The organism is Cytobacillus sp. BC1816 (genome assembly GCF_051353635.1).
Lineage (GTDB): Bacteria > Bacillota > Bacilli > Bacillales > Cytobacillaceae > Cytobacillus > Cytobacillus oceanisediminis_C.
Genome location: NZ_CP195611.1, coordinates 4,874,355 through 4,892,939, shown reverse-complemented (window position 1 = coordinate 4,892,939; position 18,585 = coordinate 4,874,355). Strand labels below are relative to the sequence as shown.

Here is an 18,585-nt window from a genome sequence, read left to right as displayed (position 1 = left end):
GGTTATGATATGAAGCATTGGAAAATAGCCCTGATCCCGGGGGATGGAGTAGGCCCGGAAGTTGTGGCAGAAGGAGTAAAAGTTTTAAAAAAAATAGAGGAACTAGATCCCGATTTATCCTTTTCTTTTACAGAGTTCCCATGGGGCTGCCAATATTATTTGGATAAAGGAAAGATGATGGCTGATGATGGAATCGAACAATTAAAGGAATTCGATGCGATTTATTTGGGGGCAGTAGGCTATCCTGGTGTGCCTGACCATATTTCACTGTGGGATCTGCTTCTGAAGATCCGGAAGGAATTTGATCAGTATGTAAACATTCGTCCTATTAAACTTCTGCACTCCGAGCTGACACCGCTTAAAAACAAAGGGGAAAAAGAGATCGACTTTCTGGTGATACGGGAGAATAGCGAGGGGGAATATGCCGGAGCAGGGGATTGGCTCTTCAAAGGAAAGCCTGAGGAAGTAGTCCTGCAGACCGGTGTGTTTTCAAGGAAAGGAACCGAACGCATTATTCGCTATGCCTATGAAGAAGCACGCAAACAGAAAAAGACATTAACCAGCATCAGTAAAGCAAATGCATTGAATTACTCCATGGTGTTCTGGGATGAAATATTTATTGAAGTGGGGAAAGAATATCCGGATGTCAAAACATACTCCTATTTGGTGGATGCTGCAAGTCTCTACTTTGTTCAGCAGCCGGAAAGATTTGAGATTGTCGTTACCTCCAATTTATTCGGGGATATTCTAACCGATCTGGGTGCTGCGATTACAGGTGGACTAGGACTTGCTGCGGGAGCGAATGTCAATCCTGAAAGGGAGTTTCCATCTATGTTCGAGCCCATTCACGGATCCGCACCGGACATTGCCGGGAAAGGTCTTGCCAACCCTCTGGCTGCCATCTGGTCCGTCAGTCAGATGATGGATCATTTTGGAGAGCCAGCCTGGGGAAGCGCCATCCTGAAAACGATGAAAGAACTGCTTCATCATAAGAGTGAACTAACTCCGGATCTGGGCGGAAAAGCTTCAACTGATCAGCTTGGCAATGAATTTATAAAGCTTTTAAGCAGTCATGCTCCGGCTAAGGTTAAAAGTCCTTCCAGTGGAGTTAAATAATAGAGAGAAGGGTTCCTATGATACGGTTTTCTCTCGTATTAAGTATGTGTTTTCTTTATATTCTTGAGGCATTTGTGCCCAATATATACATCAGCTTCATTTTTAATATGGCAGCTGCAGCTGTATTTTTCACCATGATGCCTTTATTGGACAGGAAGGGCAGGATATTTACACTGGGACTATTCGCTGCGGGGATTTTCATTCATTATGCAGTCGGGGATAGGGGCATGCTGCTGATCGAGGGCATCACTCAGAATATGGCCCTGCTGGCCATTCTCATTCTGTCTCCGCTTCTGTCCATTCCCTTAAGAAGGGAAGGAATTATTGACACAGTTATAACGTATTTAAATGAGTTGAAAAAAAGCCCCTCCCATACATTTTATGGCATAAGCTCATTTATGCTGACTCTGGCTCCCATTTTGAACATGGGGGCCTTAAGGATTGTACACGGCTTTGTGGAAAACATCAGAATTCCATCCAAGTTATTATCAAGGTCGTACTATGTAGGCTTTACACCGGCTGTTATTTGGTCACCATTCTTTGCTTCAGTAGGAATTGTTTTGTTTTACTTAGATATCACGTATCTTTCTTATGTTGCGTTTGGTGTGGTTTTTGCCATATTGCAGATGGCAGCGGGGATGATTCTGTTCCGTCCGGCTGGAGCTGTGGAGACGGCTGCTGCACTTGAGGAGGAAACTGGAAACGCGGCCGCTGATAAAGGCAGAAAAAAGGATTTGTACACGCTGGCCGGCTTTGTACTTGGCCTGGTACTCCTGCTGATTATCATGGAGCAGGTCTCCCACAAATCAATGCTATTGCTGGTAAGCATGGTCTGTTTCATTGTTCCGGCAGGCTGGATGGTCCTGCGGAAGCAAAAAAAGGCTGTAAAGGAAGAAGTCTCCCTCTATAAGAGCAAGATACTGGCACAGAAGATGGAAATCTGCCTTTTTCTCAGCGCGGGTCTTTTTGGCAACGCTGTTTCACACACACCTGTAAAACAGCTGCTGGAACGGTCCATGCAATGGTCAGCACAGCAGTCTATCGGAATTTTGTTCTCGTTCATCATCCTGTTTGTTACGCTAATGGCCTTTCTTGGAGTCCATCAAATTATAGTCATTCCGCTAATCCTAACCTCGCTGAACTTTGCGGAAATGCCTGATATTACGGTAGTCAGTGTGGCATTTATGTGTATTTTCACCTGGATGCTTTCCTCCTCCATTTCACCACTTAACGCCCTGAATATCATCATCAGCCAATGTGTTCAAAAAAACGGGCTGACCGTTGCATTCAGATGGAATGGTGTATATTTTATGTCTGTTACAGGGATGGCTTTTGTGTATGTTTATATACTGAATTGGTTTTGAAAAAATCGGTTAAATAAAATAATTAGAAGGATGCAAACCTATATTGTTTGCATCCATTTTTATTTTGATAGGCGATTTAAAAAGTGCACAATGTAAATTTGCAAAGTTCACATTAGGCAAAATTCGAGTTGCACCTGCCGCTAGGAAATTTCTCCAATTAAATGATAATATAGTAATAGGGAGGGTGAGTTATGAGAAAGGTTTTGTTTTTTGTTTTTACTATCCTGGTTTTATTCGCTTTAAGCGGATGCAATAAGGAAATTAAGCCGCAGGATCGCTTTTCGCAGTATGTGGAGCACTGGAATAAGCAGGAGTTTGAGAAGATGTATGAATTCCTGTCGAAGGATGCGAAGCAGTCAATCAGCAAAGAGGATTTTGCAGCCCGTTATGAAAAGATTTATAAGGATTTAGAGATAGATAATCTGAAGGTAACATACAAGCCGGATATGGAAAAGGAATACAAAAAAGAAGATAATGCGAGTTTTCCTTTTTCAGCAAGCATGGATAGTGCAGCCGGCAAGATTGAGTTTACACATGATGCCAAGCTTGTGAAGGAAGAAAAAGAAGAGGAAGACAATTGGTTTGTTGCCTGGGATACGACTTATATTTTCCCGGAGCTGGGGTCAGAGGATAAAATCAGTTATTCAACTGTTCCGGCGCAGCGCGGGGATATTGTGGACCGAACAGGTGACCCGCTTGCCCTAAATGGTACCCTTTATGAAATTGGTGTTGTTCCAGAACAGATGGGTGATCAGAAGGAGCAGACTGTCAAAGGTTTGTCATCAGCTCTTGGAATGTCAGAAGAGCAGATTAATAAAAGCTTGAATGCCAGCTGGGTGCAGCCAGGCTATTTCGTGCCAATTAAGAAGGTTTCCCCAGATGATAGGACAACATTAGATAAAGTGTTCGCACTAAAAGGTGTCCTGAAACAGGATGTCAAAGGCAGAGTCTACCCGATGGGTGAGTCGGCTGCCCATCTAATTGGTTATGTTGGACAGATTACAGCAGATGAAATGAAAGATCGTGAAGGCTATTCAAGCGCTGATATAATCGGAAAAAGAGGACTTGAACAGGTCCTTGAGGAACGTTTGAAGGGTTCGAACGGAATCAAAATCGGCATTCAAAAGAAGGACGGCTCTGAAGTGGTCCTCTCTGAAAAACCGGTAGAGAACGGTGAAACTATTCAGCTTACCATCGATATGAATCTGCAGAAGTCTCTTTACACAGAGCTGGGAGGAAAGCCGGGAACTGCAGCAGCAATTGACCCGGTTACAGGAAATACGCTGGCGCTCGTCAGCAGCCCGAGCTTTGATCCGAACCAGGCTTCACTTGGATTTACCGCGGATGAGTGGAAGGCAATTGAAGGCAATAAGGACATGCCGCTTCTGACACGATTTAAGCAGACCTATGCGCCAGGTTCAGTGATGAAGCCGCTGACAGGCGCAATCGGACTGACAGAGGGAACACTAACGCTTGATGAAACCATTAATGTCAGCGGCCTTCAATGGCAAAAGGACAGTTCATGGGGCGGCTATAAAGTTACTCGTGTTAAAGATCCCGGCGGACCGGTTAACTTTGAAAAAGCGATGATGTACTCGGATAATATCTATTTTGCCCAGCAGTCCCTTGAGCTGGGAAAAGAAAAGTTTTCAGCAGGGCTTAAGAAATTCGCGTTTGAAGAGGAAATTCCATACGCGTTCCCGCTTGAACCATCCAAGATTGGCGGCCTGGACACAGAGATCCTGCTGGCTGATTCAGGCTACGGCCAGGGCCAGGTGGAAATGAGTATTGTCCATCTAGCAGCGTCTTACACACCTTTCATCAATAAAGGCTCGATGATCAAACCTGTTCTTCTGGAAGAAGAGGAAAAGGGCCAGGTGCTGAAAGAAGCAGTCATGAGTGAAGAAACAGTGAACACGGTGGCAGCCGCAATGGCTAAAGTCATCCAGGATTCAAGCGGAACCGGCCATGCGGCTTATATGAAAGATTACCCGCTGGCTGGGAAAACCGGAACGGCTGAACTGAAGAAAAGTGCCGATGAAAAAGGCCAGGAGAATGGTCTGTTCGTTGCCTATAATCCGCAGTCTCCTAAGCTGCTCATCGCGATGATGATGGAGGGTGTTGAAAAGAGCGGCGGATCGAAAGTGGTAGTGGAGAAAGTGAAGAAGGTTTTTGAGGAGCATAAAGGGCGGTTTTAATGCCGTAATTAATCTAGTGTTTGCATCTATAGGTGCAAACACTTTTTTAGTAAACTCTAAATAGGAAATAGATCTAAAAACCCTTAACATTAAAATTATGAGAGGGTGGATATTTAATGTCTGAGCCAATCTTACGAATTATTAAGGCACCATCACCTTATGTTACCAGGCAAGGTGCCTTCTATATCGAACTGATTAATGTAAATATATTTAAATGATCATTTGGCATTATTGCCGCTTCTTCGTTCTAGACTGAAAAAAGCTGACAGCTTCCAAAATAAATAACTTCTCCTGCTCACTCAGCATTCTCCAGTTTCCAGCTTTTATTTTCATTAGTAAGCCCTCCTCGATTTTTAATACTCTCGTGACAAGGACATAGTTGTAAAATTCTTACTTATCTATACCGCCTTTCTGGTAACTTGAAACAACAAAAGTTTTTGCAAATTCTGACACGCTTTTTTATGAAAAAAGGAGAAAAATAGAGAAATAAGTATTTCTAGGCCGTTTCGACATTCCTTTAGGAAGATCTTGCCCCAATTCTGCACATTTCTACCTATTTCCCAAAATTTTGATTTTAAGGTAAGATAAAAGAATAGTAGATTACAGTGTTGGAGGATTCTTTATGGGCTATCGGGTACCGCTTCTGAGAGGATTGAAGGAGCCATATACAATTTCGCATCAGCTGAGGAAAGAGGAAAGTCTGTCTGATTTATGGAAACAGGTGTTGCTATTAATCCTTTTAAGTGCGCTTGTTTTTGGATTTAGTGCATTCTTTGGCATTGGAAGTGAGCAAGCATCGAGAAGCCTTATGGACCTTTCGAGAAGCGAGTATGAACTGTATAAGCTTTTCTTTGGAGCAGGGCAGGTTATCTGGGGGATTGTCTATGCCATTTTGGTCATTTTTGTGCCTTCCCTGTTCTTTTGGACCCTTGTCGAGGTCGAATACAAAAAACTGATAAGCATTCAATTAATGGTTTTGCTGATTCTCCTAACTGAAAAGATAATTAACATTCCAATATTTTTGCTTTTGGGGATAAATACTGAGTCTTCCATATTCTCATTCGCTATTATTGCTCAAGCCTCATCTTTCCCTGAGTTAATAGTCTATACGCTTTCTGCAATAACATTATTTAAAATCTGGACACTTGTCCTGCAATATAAGTACTTAAAAGTCGTTTCCGAAAGAAGCCCCCGCTTTCTTATTTTGGTGTTACTCGGAACGCATCTGTTTTTTGTGATTGTTTCAGCTTTACTCTCATCCATCCACCTGGAAAAGCTAATTTAAGTGAGGGGATTCTTTAATGACTTGGAAAGCAAGATTGTTAGCAGGTGCTGTGGTTCTCTTTTTGACATGTAACATCACCCTGCTATTTCTTAAAAATGATAAAATAAACAGGACTTACCATGTTGATGAATGGACATCTGTAAAAAAACAGGATCTTCTTGAAACTATGCCGGCAAGAGGTGTATTGGCACCGAAAGAAGAACAGCATTTATACTATGAGAATTCAGCCGGCACATTCAAAGGATTTCTCGTCGAAAAAGGTGATGAAGTTCAGCAGGGTACAGGGTTATTTGAGTATTCTCCGGATGACATTACACTCACAAAGGAAGAATTCCAAATTGAGAAGGAAAAGCTGGAAAACGAACAAGAGAATCTTGAAAGCCATATAAGTGATCTGGAAAGAATGCAAAGAACCCTTTCCAGTGCAATCGTTGAAGAGGATCAGCCAAATCCGAATGAATATATGATACAAACACTTGAACGGGATATTTATGAAAAAGAGCTGCAAATTAGCAGAATTGATACTGAAATCGAAAAGTACGAGGATCTGATCGAGACCGCGGATGAAAGTCTTTTGAATCTTACGGTAGCAAGCGAAATAGACGGGACAATAAAAAGCATTAGGCATGATCTTACTAATCCTGTAGTAACTGTTATATCCAATGAGCAAAAGGTCACCGGGATTTTTTCTGAGCAGGAAATAAAAAAAGCTGCGGAAGGGATGAAGGTATTTATCACACCGGAAGGCAGCAATAAAAAGATTAATGGAACGATTGAAAAGATTTTAAACCACCCAACTTCAGAACCACATGCAGAAGCAGACAGCCGTTATGAATTTTCTATTGCGATAGATGAATCAAACAAGCTTGGAAGCTTCCATGGTGAGCATGTAGATGTTCGAATCGTAACAAATGAAGTGCTAGATACCCTGACTGTTCCGGCCGAAGCGGTTAAGCAGGCGAAGAAAGGCAAATATACATATGTGATCCAGACAAATGGCCGGGTGGAAAGAAAAAAAATCGAGACGGGAATCAAGGTTAACCAGGCCCAGGAAGTGAAAGAAGGGGTTGAGAATGGAGAATCTATTCTCCTGGAAAGACCACCATTTTTAAAATCAGGATTTCCCTTCATCACCTCAATGGAACCGAAAAAATTGAAAAAGAAAGACTTAAAGGAATTAAGAAAGAAAGACATGCTGAAGTACACATCAAGAGGATTTCTTTCCAGATAGAAAACCAGCAGCAAATCGCTGCTGGTTTCTTTATGGCTAATAATAAGGATCTTCCTTGCCTGAACGGGCCCTGAATAGAATGCCGATAAATAGAATCACGGCTGTAATCAGCCATACAATCATAAAGGCTAAGCCAAGAGTGAAGGAGCTGCTCGCATACTCCATGGTTTGTTCGGTATAGACAATATATACAAGGGGGACTGCATTCAATAGGAAAAAAACAATAATCGCAGCCAGCTTGCCCAGTGCCTGATGCTGGAGCTTGGAATAAATTAAAAGAAGGCTCATTAACAATAAAGATAATGACAAAAATGTAATAATGCCTACGATGTTCATTTGTACTCCTCCTTAAGACCCCGCTAACTATTTCATTCTTCGTAATATATGTATTTTCCTTCCAGAGTATGAAAAAAGACACCTGTAAAAAGGTGTCCTAGTAAAATCGTTTAAATCCATCAAAATGGCTCTTCCAATAAGAATTATCCAGGCTCGAAACTTCAACGCCCGAGGAGCCGGCGTGAATAAATTTATTATTTCCTACATAAAAACCTAAGTGAGATATGCCTTTTTTATATGTATTCTCAAAAAATACTAAATCGCCAGGCTGTGGCGTAGTCACATAAAAAGAGCGGCTGTAGTAGCCTTCTGAAGAGTAGCGTCCCATTTTGGAGCCTGTCTGCTTTAGAACATAATAGATGAACCCGCTGCAGTCAAAGCCTGAAGGAGTTTGTCCGCCCCATTGATATGGAACCCCAATATGCTTTTGTGCTTCAGCAAGAACCGATGTTGCTGCCTCATTGTCAGTCTGCTCATTATTGTTTGGCTTCCCGTTAGAGACAGATTCACTTGAATCCTGACTTGCACTTAAATTTAGCTTTTGTCCAATCAGGATTAAATCAGAACTCAGTTTATTCCATGTTTTAATCTGTTGAACAGTAGTCTTATATTTAGCAGCAATGCCGCCCAAAGTATCCCCTTTTTTAACTACATATACCTCTGAACTGCCTCCATTGGAAGGTACTGACGGTGCTGGGGTGGAACCTGTCTGCCCTTGAGTATCTCCCGAAGAGTTACCAGCAGATTTTGAAACCTTAAAGACCTGTCCAGGGTATATTAAATGTGTGCTAAGACCATTCCAGCTCATTAAATCTTTTAAACTAATATTATGATTTAATGCAATCTTAGATAGAGTATCCCCGCTTTTAACTGTATAAGTTTTGGCAGTATTACTTGGTTCAGGAGCTGGAGTGCCGCCTGATGGCTGATTGGATTCAGGCTTTTCTGCTGCACCTGGTATTTGAAGAGGTTGATTGATTGATAGGAAATCGGAATTTAAATTATTGGCTTTTTTAATATCTGTTACAGTCGTTTTGTATTTAATAGCCAGATGATACAGGGTATCCCCTTTTTTAACTATGTATGTATCAGCGGAAGCCTGAGAGGCAAAGGCAGAAGAAAGCATTGCTGCAGCAGCAATTGAAACCATTTGTTTTTTCACTTTTCCAAATCACTCCTTGGACATATTTTTGGTACCATTTTATCACATATATCGTCCAAAAAGATCATATTTTTACATCATTATACAAAAAACTAACTATTATTTTACAATAATTAAGGACTGTCGACTTATGTCGTAGTGATTATTGGATGTTTCTGTCGAAAATTGCCACTTTTCCACTTATAAAGTCATTATATCTTTCATCTCTTTGAAGACGGAAAATATCAAGCGCTTGTTCCATATACTTTTTCGCCGAAACAAACTGTTTTCTGAGTTCATAATTATATCCAATATGGTAGTGAAGCTCGCCTAATAAAAATAAAAGGTCTTTCTCAATGCAGGTTTGGATGGCAACCTTGCAGTGTTCTATAGACCGGTCATAGTCTTCTAGCTTAGTATAGGCTTTTGCCATATTATAAAGGAGCCTGCTCCGAATAGTTTCATCGTTTAAGTAGATGATTTTATCCAACTGAGTCCTTGCGGGGAGGTAGATTTCAAGAGAATCCCCATACTTGCCTTCTTCAAACAAAAAAATACCTTTGCTCATTAAAATTTCAATTTCCCGCTCTGTCCATACTTTCTCAAATGTTAAAGAAATCGCTTTATCGATTAGTGATAGTGCTTTTTCTGCCTGATGATTGACATGGTATTCATATATGGCTTTATGCCAGAGCAGTATTTGATAATTCTTCATATTTGCTGAAAAAAGAGGATTTTTTTCTTCAATTTCCACAATCTCTTTTATTAGAAGATAATCAAGTTTACGCCTGGCCATTTTCAGCTGGTTTTTAACTTCCTGAATATAATCAAGCCTTGGGGTTGTTCCGTGATCAAAAAAGTAATTTATATCAACGCCCAGCCTCTGTGAAATGAAATATAGAGTGGACGCCAAAGGAAGGACATCCCCTTTTTCAATTTTGCTGATTTGTGCTTGAGTACATATATCTTTTGCCAGGTCTTTTTGGGAAAATCCTGCTGATTTTCTTAACTCTTTGATCTTTTTTCCGATAGCAGAAAAGTTCAAGCGAGTACCCTCCTGTAAAATATTCTTATAGTTATATTTACTATTAAAAAACTGTATAAACAAGAGATTTAGTACTGAAAACCATTAATAATGAGTAATAATCAATGGTACATGATTTGTATATTAATGTTTTAATGAATAATGTGAAATGCATTTAGGAAAGAAACCTAACTGCAACAGGTGTTTACATCTTTTAAATCTCCAATTTCAGCCGCTTCCCTTTGGGAAGGGGTTCTTTTTTTGAAAAAATGGAAAAGTATTGTCAAATGATAGAAAATAAAATAGAATATTGTCTAAGTATGATAGGGAAATAGGAGGAGTTAAAAAGTTGTTGGGTAATCACGAAACATTAAATCAGCTTTTTGTGGATATGCTAACCAAAGCATATGAAAAGGGTATTGGAGAAAAAGAAATTAGCGTTCACCAGCTTCTTTCGGAGATTGAAAATGACTTGAGGGAAATAGTGAGAATTTAACGAAACCAAAAAATATATAAGATATGAATTGTAATATTACCCCTCTTTAATAGAAGGGTTTTTTATTTGATTTGGAACAACGCTGGATTAAAGTAAATAAGAAAGCTGCCCACATTTAAAGCAAAAGAGATTTATAAATTTTTAAATTAATGAGAGGATATTTGCTGGCACTATCGAATAATATTTATAGTGGGGTTACATTTCATTTAACTGCGAAGATGTTTTCCCCGTTAAGCTTCGTTTACAGTCGACTCTTCAATCTTAGAACTTCAAACGTACCGCATATAGACTGATGCAGTTCCTGTACTCTCCTGAATCTCCAAGGATACTATACTTTTTGTGGTAGAATAATACTATTAATTTTACTAAGTGAGGGAAAGCTGATGAATTTAAGTGAGTATTTAATTGGCGACAGCTTACAATCTTTTCGTCAGTATAAAGGATTAAGTGTTAAGGAACTGGCAGAAGGCATATGCTCTGAAGAGGAGCTGATTTCCTTTGAAAAAGAAAAAGCGTATCCAAGTCTGGAAACGCTTAATCAATTAGCAAATAAAATGAATATTGATCTAACATACTTCTTTAATATTGCCTCGAAATCAACCATAAATTATTCTACAGCAGTTATGCAAATAATAAACAAGCACAAGCGGAATTGGAATTATCAGGCGATTTACGAAATTGTTCAAAAGGAATTAAAAAATCCGATTTTCCAGCCTGTCATGCTGAAGCAATTTTTAGTATGGCATCAGGGCATCTGTGTGTTTTATCTGGAGAATGATTTTGATAAAGCGATCCAGCTGCTGCACGGTGCCTTAGATCTTACAAATGAAAAAAGGGTTAACTTATCGGAAAGAGAAGTTGAAATATTAACAAGTATCGCTATTTTATATAAGGATATGAACCATTATAAGGAAGCTATTTCCATGTTCAAAAAAGGGCTTAGTGATTTGGAGAAACTCCCGCATGTCCTTGAGAGCAGAGGGAAAGTCAGGATTTTGTTTGGTCTATCCCAGGCCTTGACAGAGATCGGGGAATTCCAGGAATCCCTGGTATATTGCCAAAAGGGAATTGAAATTTGCATACATGAAGAAATCCAATATTTGTTTGCCAATTTGCACTATCAAAGTGGAGAAAATTATATAAAACTTGGCAATAAAGAAAAGGGCGTAGAGTTCCTTCAGAAAGCCATTTATATCTTGCGGCTGCAGGAAAATGATAAATTCATCCAAATTATTGAATCGGAAATGGAAAAATTGCTCAATAAATGTTAATATATAAATAATTCAATAAATTATGAATGAGAGGAGTTAATGTCATGAAAAAGTTAATTTTAGCTGGGGCGTTGGCTTTAGGTTTAATTGGCGCTGGAGCATCTTTCACAGGGAACCTTGAGGCTGGCATTCCATCAGAGCATAGTATTGGCAAACCTGCAGAGTTAGCTGGCATTCCATCAGAACACAGTATTGGCAAGCCAATAGAGTTAGCTGGTATTCCATCAGAACACAGCTTAGGAATTCCGTCAGAACATTAATATAAACTCATTTATTAAAAGCGGTGCTTACCGCTTTTTTCTTTTGTTTTAAAATATATATTGATATTAATAGTTAGTATGAATCAAGAAATAACGGCTAGTATAGAAATTTTTTCAATTGGAAAAGAGTTGACTTTGCTTAAGCGTTAAATCCAATAGTTTTTTCCCAATCATTCTTCAATGATTGGTTTTTTTATAATTGAACCTCCTATAACTGTTCAAACGTCTAATTATCAGAAAGGAGGATTAATTTGAATAATATTCAAGAAAAAGGAAGCGAGAGCTTAGAAGTAATAGTTACTGAAATTATGAATGCTTATGGGACAGAACTATCTACTCTCGCTTTCTCCTATGTAAAAGATATAGAAGCGTCTAAAGATATTGTCCAAAATGTTTTTATAAAATGTTTTACGCATTTGGATGAGTTTGAAGGGCGGTCATCGATTAGAACATGGCTTTACAGAATTACGATAAATCAATGTAAAGATTATCTAAGGTCTTATTACATAAAAAAAGTTTTTCTAATTGGCCAAGTAAAAGAAGAAATAACAGTGCATTCACCAGAATCGATTACGCTGCAAAAGTGGGATGAAGAACAGGTTGTAGCTCAAATAATGAATTTAGGCAAAAAGTATCGGGAGGTCCTTATTCTAAGATATATTCAAGAGCTGGAAGTAAGAGAAATTGCTGAAATATTATCTATATCTAATGAAACTGTAAAAACACGGATCCGCCGAGGAAAGAACAAGCTAGTGCCTATGCTGAAAGGGGAATTTCTGTATGACTAAAAGACGTTCCTTAAAAAAAGCTTTTATAAAAAAGTATGGAGAGGATTTAATCTTTACAGACAAGGAAATACAAGAAGTTATGCAAAAGATACATAACCAAAAAACTGTTTCTAAAAGAAATTTTACGCTTTTTCCTGTCTTTATGCTGGTTATCACTCCTGTAGTTGCCATTGTTCTTCTTCTAAGCTCGACCCAGCTGATTAGCAATATTAAACAAGAAGCATCGAAGGAAACAGAAGTATCAGAGCCATCGAATGAATCAGAAATAGTCCCATTCGGAGATATAGGGATTCAAAAAGTGAAAAGGGAAGGTATGTTTACCAGCATTGAACAAACTGTTGAAAAGCACGGTATTGCTATTACTCTTCATGAACTGATGTATGATGGAACCCGTTTGTCTTTTATTTACTCAATGGATAAGAAAGATATCCCGGAAGACAGGAGTAATCCTAATGTACCTAATTTTAAAATGAATGTAGATGGTAGGCTTTTCGCAGATTACTCGATGGTTGAATCAATTGCGGGGGAGGACGGGAAAATACTTCATGAACTTCATCTATATGAAGAGTTGCCTGATCAATTTCAGCTTGAAATTATAGTAGGTGAGGTTGGGAAATATGAGGGTCCATGGGAATTCAAATTGCCTGTAACTAAAATAGATAATAATGCCCATTTTGCATATCCAGACAAAACGGCAACTAACGGTGAACTTAGTATAACTCTTGATAAGATGTCTTTCGCTGCGAGCTCTACCAATTTAGAAATCAGCATGAGCCAGCCGCTTGAAAGTTATAAAAAAGGAAACGGCAGTACATCTTACCTCTTTGAAGTATTGGATGATAAGGGTCAGCCTATAGCTCATATTACTTCGGGTGCTACGGGAGGCGGTGAAAGAGAAGGGAAGTTCGTTGACGAGTTCAATGAATATTTTGAACCCGTCACTAAGCTGCCAAAGTCAATTACCATTATTCCGTATTTAGAATCAAACGGAGATTTGGAATTTTTTGATACCCCGCTAAATCAGAATTTGCCTCTATATCTTGAACAAGATTCATATGGCGGTATTGCTATTACTGAAATTGAACAAAAGAAAGGAGAGATATGGATACATTATCAAGTAGAAGGTGTTACGGAAAACAGAAGGCGAGTTTTAGAATTAAAGGAAAAAGGAACAGATACGAAATTTATGCGATATGACAGATATCAAATCACTCCGGATGGCTATATAGCGAAATTTAAGACTACCCAGCCATTAGAAGAGCTGGTTGTAAGTACATGGAAGAGGACTATTAAAAGGGTTGAGGGCTTAGAATTAAAAGTGAATGTAAATAATAATGGAGAATAATCACCAAAAACCCGAGCTCTATAGAAGAGAAACTCGGGTTTTCACTATTATTGGAAATTTGATTTCACCCGCAGAGCGGATGTTTTTACACTGGTATTACTTTTCTGCTTCTTAATGCCCGGCACTGTTAATATATATTGGTTCATCGGTATTAATTGTATCGCTTTCACCATGGCAATTGAACCTAATAAAATTAAGGCATAAACAAAAGGAAAGAATGCTGTTTTCCAGACAAAATCCGGTGCAACCTGGATAAAGCTGTATAGAACAAAAGGATGTACCAGGTAGATGGCCATAGATAATGTTCCAATCTTGGTAATAATGCTGTTCAGCCACCTGATTTTTTGGATTTGTTCTCCGATCCCAATTACAAAAAGAGTAATGATGGGAATGTTGACCATATTCGTCACTCTATTAGATGGTGTGGACCCCATTGTTTTGTATTCCCATACAGCGGCAGCTGTGACAATTAGAACCGCAATCCCCAATAAGATTTTATACTTCTTTGAAAATACACGTAATGGTTCCCAAAAATAAGCGAGGAACCCTCCAAAAATAAAATAGAAAATCCAGCTTGGTAAAAATGCCCGCTGACTTAGGATACTCCCTAGGATTCCTTCGAATTCTCCAGGATTGAATGACTTTACAAAGTAATAGTTTATACATACTGCTCCGATAAGCAGCGCTGGCCAAATCATTTTTGATTTAACTGCCTGCAGCAGCGGAAATAGCAAGTAAAATTGAAAGACAATGGACATAAAATATAAATGATAATAGGCATTGCCAAATATGAAGTTCACCAGGAATTGCTTTTCTCCGGATTCTAATGGATTTACGCCAAGTACTAAATACGTAAACAGTAAATAGAAAACACTCCAAAAGAGAAATGGCAAGCCAATCTTTGTAAATCGGCTAGCAGCAAATCTATAAAGATCAAAGCCCTTAAATCTTGCCTGATAAAATAGGAGAAAACCGCTAATGAGTGCAAACATTGGTGTTCCGAAGCGGCTGATTTGATTGATAAATAATGTAAACTCGTTATATGTTTCGCCGTGCTCATAATAGAAAGAACCAGAAACATGAACAGCAACGACAAATAGGCAGCCTATTGCCCTCAATATATGAATTTCAGAAATATGTCCGCGATTATTACTCATTAATCTCACATCCTTGATAAGGATTAAAATACCCTTTATATCATATAGGAAAGATTCTTCTAAATACTTATTGTAAAATAACTTTAATATAAACTTAGCGTTTCATTAATAATGAATCCTGAAATTGGATAAGATGGTTTTTCCATGGAATAAAAGGGTTACTCATGTTTGGTTTTTTTAAAAAATTTTAGGGAAATTGATAATGTAGGGGGGAATAATTAAAGGAGGAGTTCAACATGGAAGAATTCTATGGAACAGAGGAGTATTTTGAGAAAAAGGTTTCAAATTACCTTTCAAAGGATGCAGACGAAAAAAGACTGTCAAAAATTGCTGCCCGGCTGGAGTACGAAATCAGGTATGAATTCATCTGTCATGAAAGAATCAGGGATGAATGCCTTGAGAATCTATTTGAAGTATGCGATAGGGTTATTTCCGATAAATAAACAAATTAGTAAAAATAGTATTTTCTTGAAATCTTCCTTTCTCTTTTACATTCATAAAAAGGAGAAAAGACTTGAAGAAAATACTATTCTGTCTATTGGCGGAACACTCACTTTTTTCTCTCAAAGGCAAAGTAGAATATTAAAATTAAGAGTCTTCGTAAGAGGGCTCTTTTTCTTTCTTCCCTAGTCTAGAAATTTAAAATTATTATTAGTCCTTTTAACCTAGACTAATAGTCCTTGTTAGTAATATAATAAATAGGAAAATTTTACAATAGGAGGAAGAAATGAAAAGATCTTTAATTGTTTTCCTGAGTCTGGCTGTACTCTTTTTCTTTACTCAGGAAGTAACCAATGCAGAAAGTACTAGATTATCAGGAAAGGACCGTTATGAGACAGCAGTTAACATTTCCAAAAAAGGCTGGTCAACAGCAGATACAGTAGTGCTGGCGATTGGAGATAATTTTCCTGACGCTTTAGCCGGCGGCCCGTTAGCTTACAAATTAAATGCACCAATACTGCTGACTAAAAAAAATACCCTTGGAGAAGTAACCAGAAAACAGATTTCAAGTCTAAAAGCAAAAAAAGCAGTAATTCTGGGCGGTAAAGGAATTATTACCGAAAATGTCGAAGCAGAACTGCGCTCTTTAGGACTTTCCATTGAGCGTATAGGAGGAAAAGACCGATACATAACAGCCGCATTAATTGCGGACAAGCTTGGAACTAGCAATAAAGCCATTATTGCATACGGAAGAAATTTCCCGGATGCTCTTTCCATTGCACCATATGCAGCCAGAATGGGATACCCAATTCTGTTAAGTGAAACGAAAGCATTACCAGAGGCAACAAAGGAAAAGCTTAAAGGCAAGTCTGAAACATTCTTTGTTGGGGGAAAAGGGATTTTAGCTGATAGCCTGCTGACTCAAACACCTAATGCCAAACGTGTTTCAGGAAAAGACCGCTATCAGACAGCTGTTGCAATTATTAACCAATTTCAATCCAAAGCTCCAGCAGCGTACGTTGCCACTGGTACCAGCTTTGCGGATGCATTAACAGGATCTGTTTTAGCAGCAAAGAATAATGGAGCTATGCTTTTAGTTCAGACAACAAAGCTTCCAGACGCTATTAAGAGCCATCTAAACTCGAATGTTTACTCAAGTTTGACTGCATTAGGCGGCAATGGAGCTGTTTCTAATAATGTATTAACTCAAATGAATGGTTTACAGGCGAATAATACTTTTGAGAAGTCAGCCAAAATTGATGTAAATAAAACCTATAGTGCCAAGCTGGCAGATTACGGGGATGAAGATTATTATCAATTTACTATCACAGAACCTGGAAATATTACCCTCCAGCTTAAACAAACAAGCGGTGCAAGCTGGTATGCTACTATATTATCGGCTAATGGGGATTCACTTGAGGATTTCTCCACTAACTATAACTCCGGGGCTTCAGGAGTAACGAATAATTCGGTGGGGCTTCCGAAGGGGACATACTACATTAAAATTGAGAATTATTCAGATGGATATAAACTTCCGTATTCATTTACAGTTAAATACACAAAGAGCAACAATTATGAAAAAGAGATGAACAACACGATTGCAGCAGCAAATCAAATAAATGTTAATGCAGACTACAAAGGGGCTTTACAAGACAGCGGGGACCTGGATTATTACAAATTCACTTTGACAGCCCCAGGGCAAGTGGAATTGAAAATGGACCAGAAGCCTGGAGTCGCGTGGGAAGGCACATTGCTGAATGAGAAAGGTGAAACATTTACATACTTCACTACTGAGTATGGAACGTATGCAAATGGAGCTACAAGCTATCGGACTGGTTTGCCAGCCGGAACCTATTACTTCCTGATTGATAACTATAGTGATGCACAGGACGAAGAGTACAAGTTTAAAGTACAGTATATTCAAGGCAATTACTTCGAAAAGGAATTTAATAACACCATTGAAACTGCAAATATACTAGAATTGAATAAAAGTTATAAAGGCTTATTAAGTAAATCCGAATCAGTAGATTTTTATAAATTTACTTTAGATTCTGCAGGCAAAATAAATGTAAACGTGAAAAACACCCCGGGTAAAAGCTGGGAAGTACAGGTTATGAACCGTAATGGTCAGCAATACGCATACTTCAACACAAAATACGATGATTATGCAAGCGGCTACTCTAACGTTCCAATCGGTTTGCCGGCCGGGGATTATTACCTTGTCGTTGAAAATTACTCAGACAGTAAAGATGCTGAGTATGAATTTATAGTGAACTTCAGCAAAGTAAGCAATTATGAGAAAGAGTTCAATGATAGTGTTCAATCAGCCAATCCAATCAGCATTGGTGCACAAATATCAGGCTCCATACAAGATGGAAATGACGATGACTTCTACTCTTTCCAATTGGATAGATCAGGGACTCTTTCTTTAACAGCAAAAACGAAAGAAGACAGCAGCTGGCATTATGAAATCGTGGATGGATCCGGCAAAACGCTGCAATATATGTATACACCTTATGATAATGTTACAGCAGAAGAAGTAACAGAAACGGTATCTTTACCGGCCGGAAAATATTATATAAAGATTGATAATTATTCTAACTCCATATTCCAGGAGTACTCGTTCTCTGTTAAGAAATAAAAATAAAAAGACTGTTTTCAGTACACCAAGTGCCGGAAACAGTTTTTTTATGGAAAGCTGATTTAATCAAAAGAGGTGCCTGACCCCGGAACGTGACCTCGGATATGGTGAAGTGTTAAAGTGTGAATCAAACAAACATTGTTGACTTTTTGGCAGAAAGGTTATTATTTTATACTTTGAAGTAATCCATGGAGATGGGCTTGATCCCATGTATGAATTGAGGGTATCAAGTTGATTTCATCAGAAGTTGTAATTCGTATAGCCAGGTATTTTTTTTATATCTATTTACTCCGAAAAGTGAGGATGTCAATAGAAGAAAGACTATCACCCTCCTGCATATGGAATGAGGAAAAGAATTAGATCAGGAAGAACTTGTTCGTTGGGCAATTGAGAATATTGATAAGCAATTACGAAATAAAAGGTTTAGATAGTGCAACCCCTACCATCTACCTGTGAAATTCGATAAGGAATAGTGAAAATATCCATTTTTT

The 18,585-nt window shown here is 38.6% G+C and carries 16 protein-coding genes; 12 read left to right on the top strand and 4 right to left on the bottom strand.

Annotation, left to right across the window (positions count from 1 at the left end; all coding sequences use genetic code 11):
- Positions 1–9 precede the first annotated feature (9 nt).
- The 5 genes from ACR42H_RS24705 to ACR42H_RS24685 all read left to right on the top strand — a co-directional run bounded on the left by ACR42H_RS24705 (position 10) and on the right by ACR42H_RS24685 (position 7,194).
- On the top strand, positions 10–1,116 hold the full coding sequence (locus ACR42H_RS24705) for a tartrate dehydrogenase (RefSeq protein ID WP_436373850.1): 1,107 nt from the start codon (positions 10–12) through the stop codon (positions 1,114–1,116).
- A gap of 17 nt (positions 1,117–1,133) precedes the next feature.
- Positions 1,134–2,480 (top strand): hypothetical protein, encoded by a 1,347-nt coding sequence (locus ACR42H_RS24700; protein ID WP_436373848.1) that lies wholly within the window; start codon positions 1,134–1,136, stop codon positions 2,478–2,480.
- Positions 2,481–2,671: 191 nt separating this feature from the next.
- Positions 2,672–4,678: a penicillin-binding transpeptidase domain-containing protein gene (locus ACR42H_RS24695; RefSeq protein WP_436373846.1), complete on the top strand. Its 2,007-nt coding sequence runs from the start codon at positions 2,672–2,674 to the stop codon at positions 4,676–4,678.
- 622 nt (positions 4,679–5,300) lie between these two features.
- Positions 5,301–5,963: a hypothetical protein gene (locus ACR42H_RS24690; RefSeq protein WP_436373844.1), complete on the top strand. Its 663-nt coding sequence runs from the start codon at positions 5,301–5,303 to the stop codon at positions 5,961–5,963.
- Between the two features lie 16 nt (positions 5,964–5,979).
- Entirely contained in the window at positions 5,980–7,194 is a 1,215-nt protein-coding gene (locus ACR42H_RS24685; RefSeq protein ID WP_436373842.1) for an efflux RND transporter periplasmic adaptor subunit, read from the top strand.
- Between the two features lie 36 nt (positions 7,195–7,230).
- On the opposite strand, the gene ACR42H_RS24680 is transcribed toward ACR42H_RS24685, so the two are convergent.
- From ACR42H_RS24680 to ACR42H_RS24670, 3 genes are all read right to left on the bottom strand, one after another.
- Positions 7,231–7,530, bottom strand: a complete 300-nt coding sequence (locus tag ACR42H_RS24680) for a hypothetical protein (protein ID WP_436373840.1) — start codon at positions 7,528–7,530, stop codon at positions 7,231–7,233.
- Positions 7,531–7,627: 97 nt separating this feature from the next.
- Positions 7,628–8,692: a LysM peptidoglycan-binding domain-containing protein gene (locus ACR42H_RS24675; RefSeq protein ID WP_436373838.1), complete on the bottom strand. Its 1,065-nt coding sequence runs from the start codon at positions 8,690–8,692 to the stop codon at positions 7,628–7,630.
- A 142-nt stretch (positions 8,693–8,834) separates the two neighbouring features.
- Positions 8,835–9,716 (bottom strand): helix-turn-helix domain-containing protein, encoded by an 882-nt coding sequence (locus ACR42H_RS24670; RefSeq protein WP_436373836.1) that lies wholly within the window; start codon positions 9,714–9,716, stop codon positions 8,835–8,837.
- A 289-nt stretch (positions 9,717–10,005) separates the two neighbouring features.
- Between ACR42H_RS24670 and ACR42H_RS24665 the strand changes: the two genes are divergently transcribed.
- From ACR42H_RS24665 to ACR42H_RS24645, 5 genes are all read left to right on the top strand, one after another.
- A complete protein-coding gene (locus ACR42H_RS24665; RefSeq protein WP_436373834.1) occupies positions 10,006–10,191 on the top strand; it encodes a hypothetical protein in 186 nt (61 codons plus the stop codon).
- Positions 10,192–10,574: 383 nt separating this feature from the next.
- Positions 10,575–11,462: a helix-turn-helix domain-containing protein gene (locus tag ACR42H_RS24660; RefSeq protein WP_436373832.1), complete on the top strand. Its 888-nt coding sequence runs from the start codon at positions 10,575–10,577 to the stop codon at positions 11,460–11,462.
- A gap of 44 nt (positions 11,463–11,506) precedes the next feature.
- Entirely contained in the window at positions 11,507–11,722 is a 216-nt protein-coding gene (locus tag ACR42H_RS24655) for a hypothetical protein (protein WP_221879676.1), read from the top strand.
- 251 nt (positions 11,723–11,973) lie between these two features.
- Positions 11,974–12,510: a sigma-70 family RNA polymerase sigma factor gene (locus tag ACR42H_RS24650; RefSeq protein ID WP_436373830.1), complete on the top strand. Its 537-nt coding sequence runs from the start codon at positions 11,974–11,976 to the stop codon at positions 12,508–12,510.
- Positions 12,503–13,855, top strand: a complete 1,353-nt coding sequence (locus ACR42H_RS24645) for a DUF4179 domain-containing protein (protein ID WP_436373828.1) — start codon at positions 12,503–12,505, stop codon at positions 13,853–13,855. The genes ACR42H_RS24650 and ACR42H_RS24645 overlap by 8 nt, the downstream gene beginning before the upstream one ends.
- 47 nt (positions 13,856–13,902) lie before the next feature.
- On the opposite strand, the gene ACR42H_RS24640 is transcribed toward ACR42H_RS24645, so the two are convergent.
- Positions 13,903–15,012 carry an acyltransferase gene (locus tag ACR42H_RS24640; protein ID WP_436373826.1) on the bottom strand — a complete coding sequence of 370 codons (1,110 nt, stop codon included), beginning with the start codon at positions 15,010–15,012 and terminating at the stop codon, positions 13,903–13,905.
- A 236-nt stretch (positions 15,013–15,248) separates the two neighbouring features.
- Here ACR42H_RS24640 and ACR42H_RS24635 point away from each other — a divergent pair, with 236 nt between their 5' ends.
- Both ACR42H_RS24635 and ACR42H_RS24630 read left to right on the top strand, forming a co-directional pair.
- Positions 15,249–15,455, top strand: coding sequence for a hypothetical protein (locus tag ACR42H_RS24635; RefSeq protein WP_436373824.1), 207 nt, complete (start codon positions 15,249–15,251; stop codon positions 15,453–15,455).
- A gap of 284 nt (positions 15,456–15,739) precedes the next feature.
- Entirely contained in the window at positions 15,740–18,094 is a 2,355-nt protein-coding gene (locus ACR42H_RS24630; protein WP_436373822.1) for a cell wall-binding repeat-containing protein, read from the top strand.
- Positions 18,095–18,585 lie beyond the last annotated feature (491 nt).

What these genes read in the sequence shown, in the direction of transcription:
- ACR42H_RS24640 (WP_436373826.1), bottom strand. Translation starts at nt 15,012, where the DNA reads ATGAGTAATAATCGCGGACATATTTCTGAAATTCATATATTGAGGGCA.
- ACR42H_RS24705 (WP_436373850.1), top strand. Translation starts at nt 10, where the DNA reads ATGAAGCATTGGAAAATAGCCCTGATCCCGGGGGATGGAGTAGGCCCG.
- ACR42H_RS24690 (WP_436373844.1), top strand. Translation starts at nt 5,301, where the DNA reads ATGGGCTATCGGGTACCGCTTCTGAGAGGATTGAAGGAGCCATATACA.
- ACR42H_RS24630 (WP_436373822.1), top strand. Translation starts at nt 15,740, where the DNA reads ATGAAAAGATCTTTAATTGTTTTCCTGAGTCTGGCTGTACTCTTTTTC.
- ACR42H_RS24645 (WP_436373828.1), top strand. Translation starts at nt 12,503, where the DNA reads ATGACTAAAAGACGTTCCTTAAAAAAAGCTTTTATAAAAAAGTATGGA.
- ACR42H_RS24695 (WP_436373846.1), top strand. Translation starts at nt 2,672, where the DNA reads ATGAGAAAGGTTTTGTTTTTTGTTTTTACTATCCTGGTTTTATTCGCT.
- ACR42H_RS24635 (WP_436373824.1), top strand. Translation starts at nt 15,249, where the DNA reads ATGGAAGAATTCTATGGAACAGAGGAGTATTTTGAGAAAAAGGTTTCA.
- ACR42H_RS24700 (WP_436373848.1), top strand. Translation starts at nt 1,134, where the DNA reads ATGATACGGTTTTCTCTCGTATTAAGTATGTGTTTTCTTTATATTCTT.
- ACR42H_RS24680 (WP_436373840.1), bottom strand. Translation starts at nt 7,530, where the DNA reads ATGAACATCGTAGGCATTATTACATTTTTGTCATTATCTTTATTGTTA.
- ACR42H_RS24660 (WP_436373832.1), top strand. Translation starts at nt 10,575, where the DNA reads ATGAATTTAAGTGAGTATTTAATTGGCGACAGCTTACAATCTTTTCGT.
- ACR42H_RS24685 (WP_436373842.1), top strand. Translation starts at nt 5,980, where the DNA reads ATGACTTGGAAAGCAAGATTGTTAGCAGGTGCTGTGGTTCTCTTTTTG.
- ACR42H_RS24655 (WP_221879676.1), top strand. Translation starts at nt 11,507, where the DNA reads ATGAAAAAGTTAATTTTAGCTGGGGCGTTGGCTTTAGGTTTAATTGGC.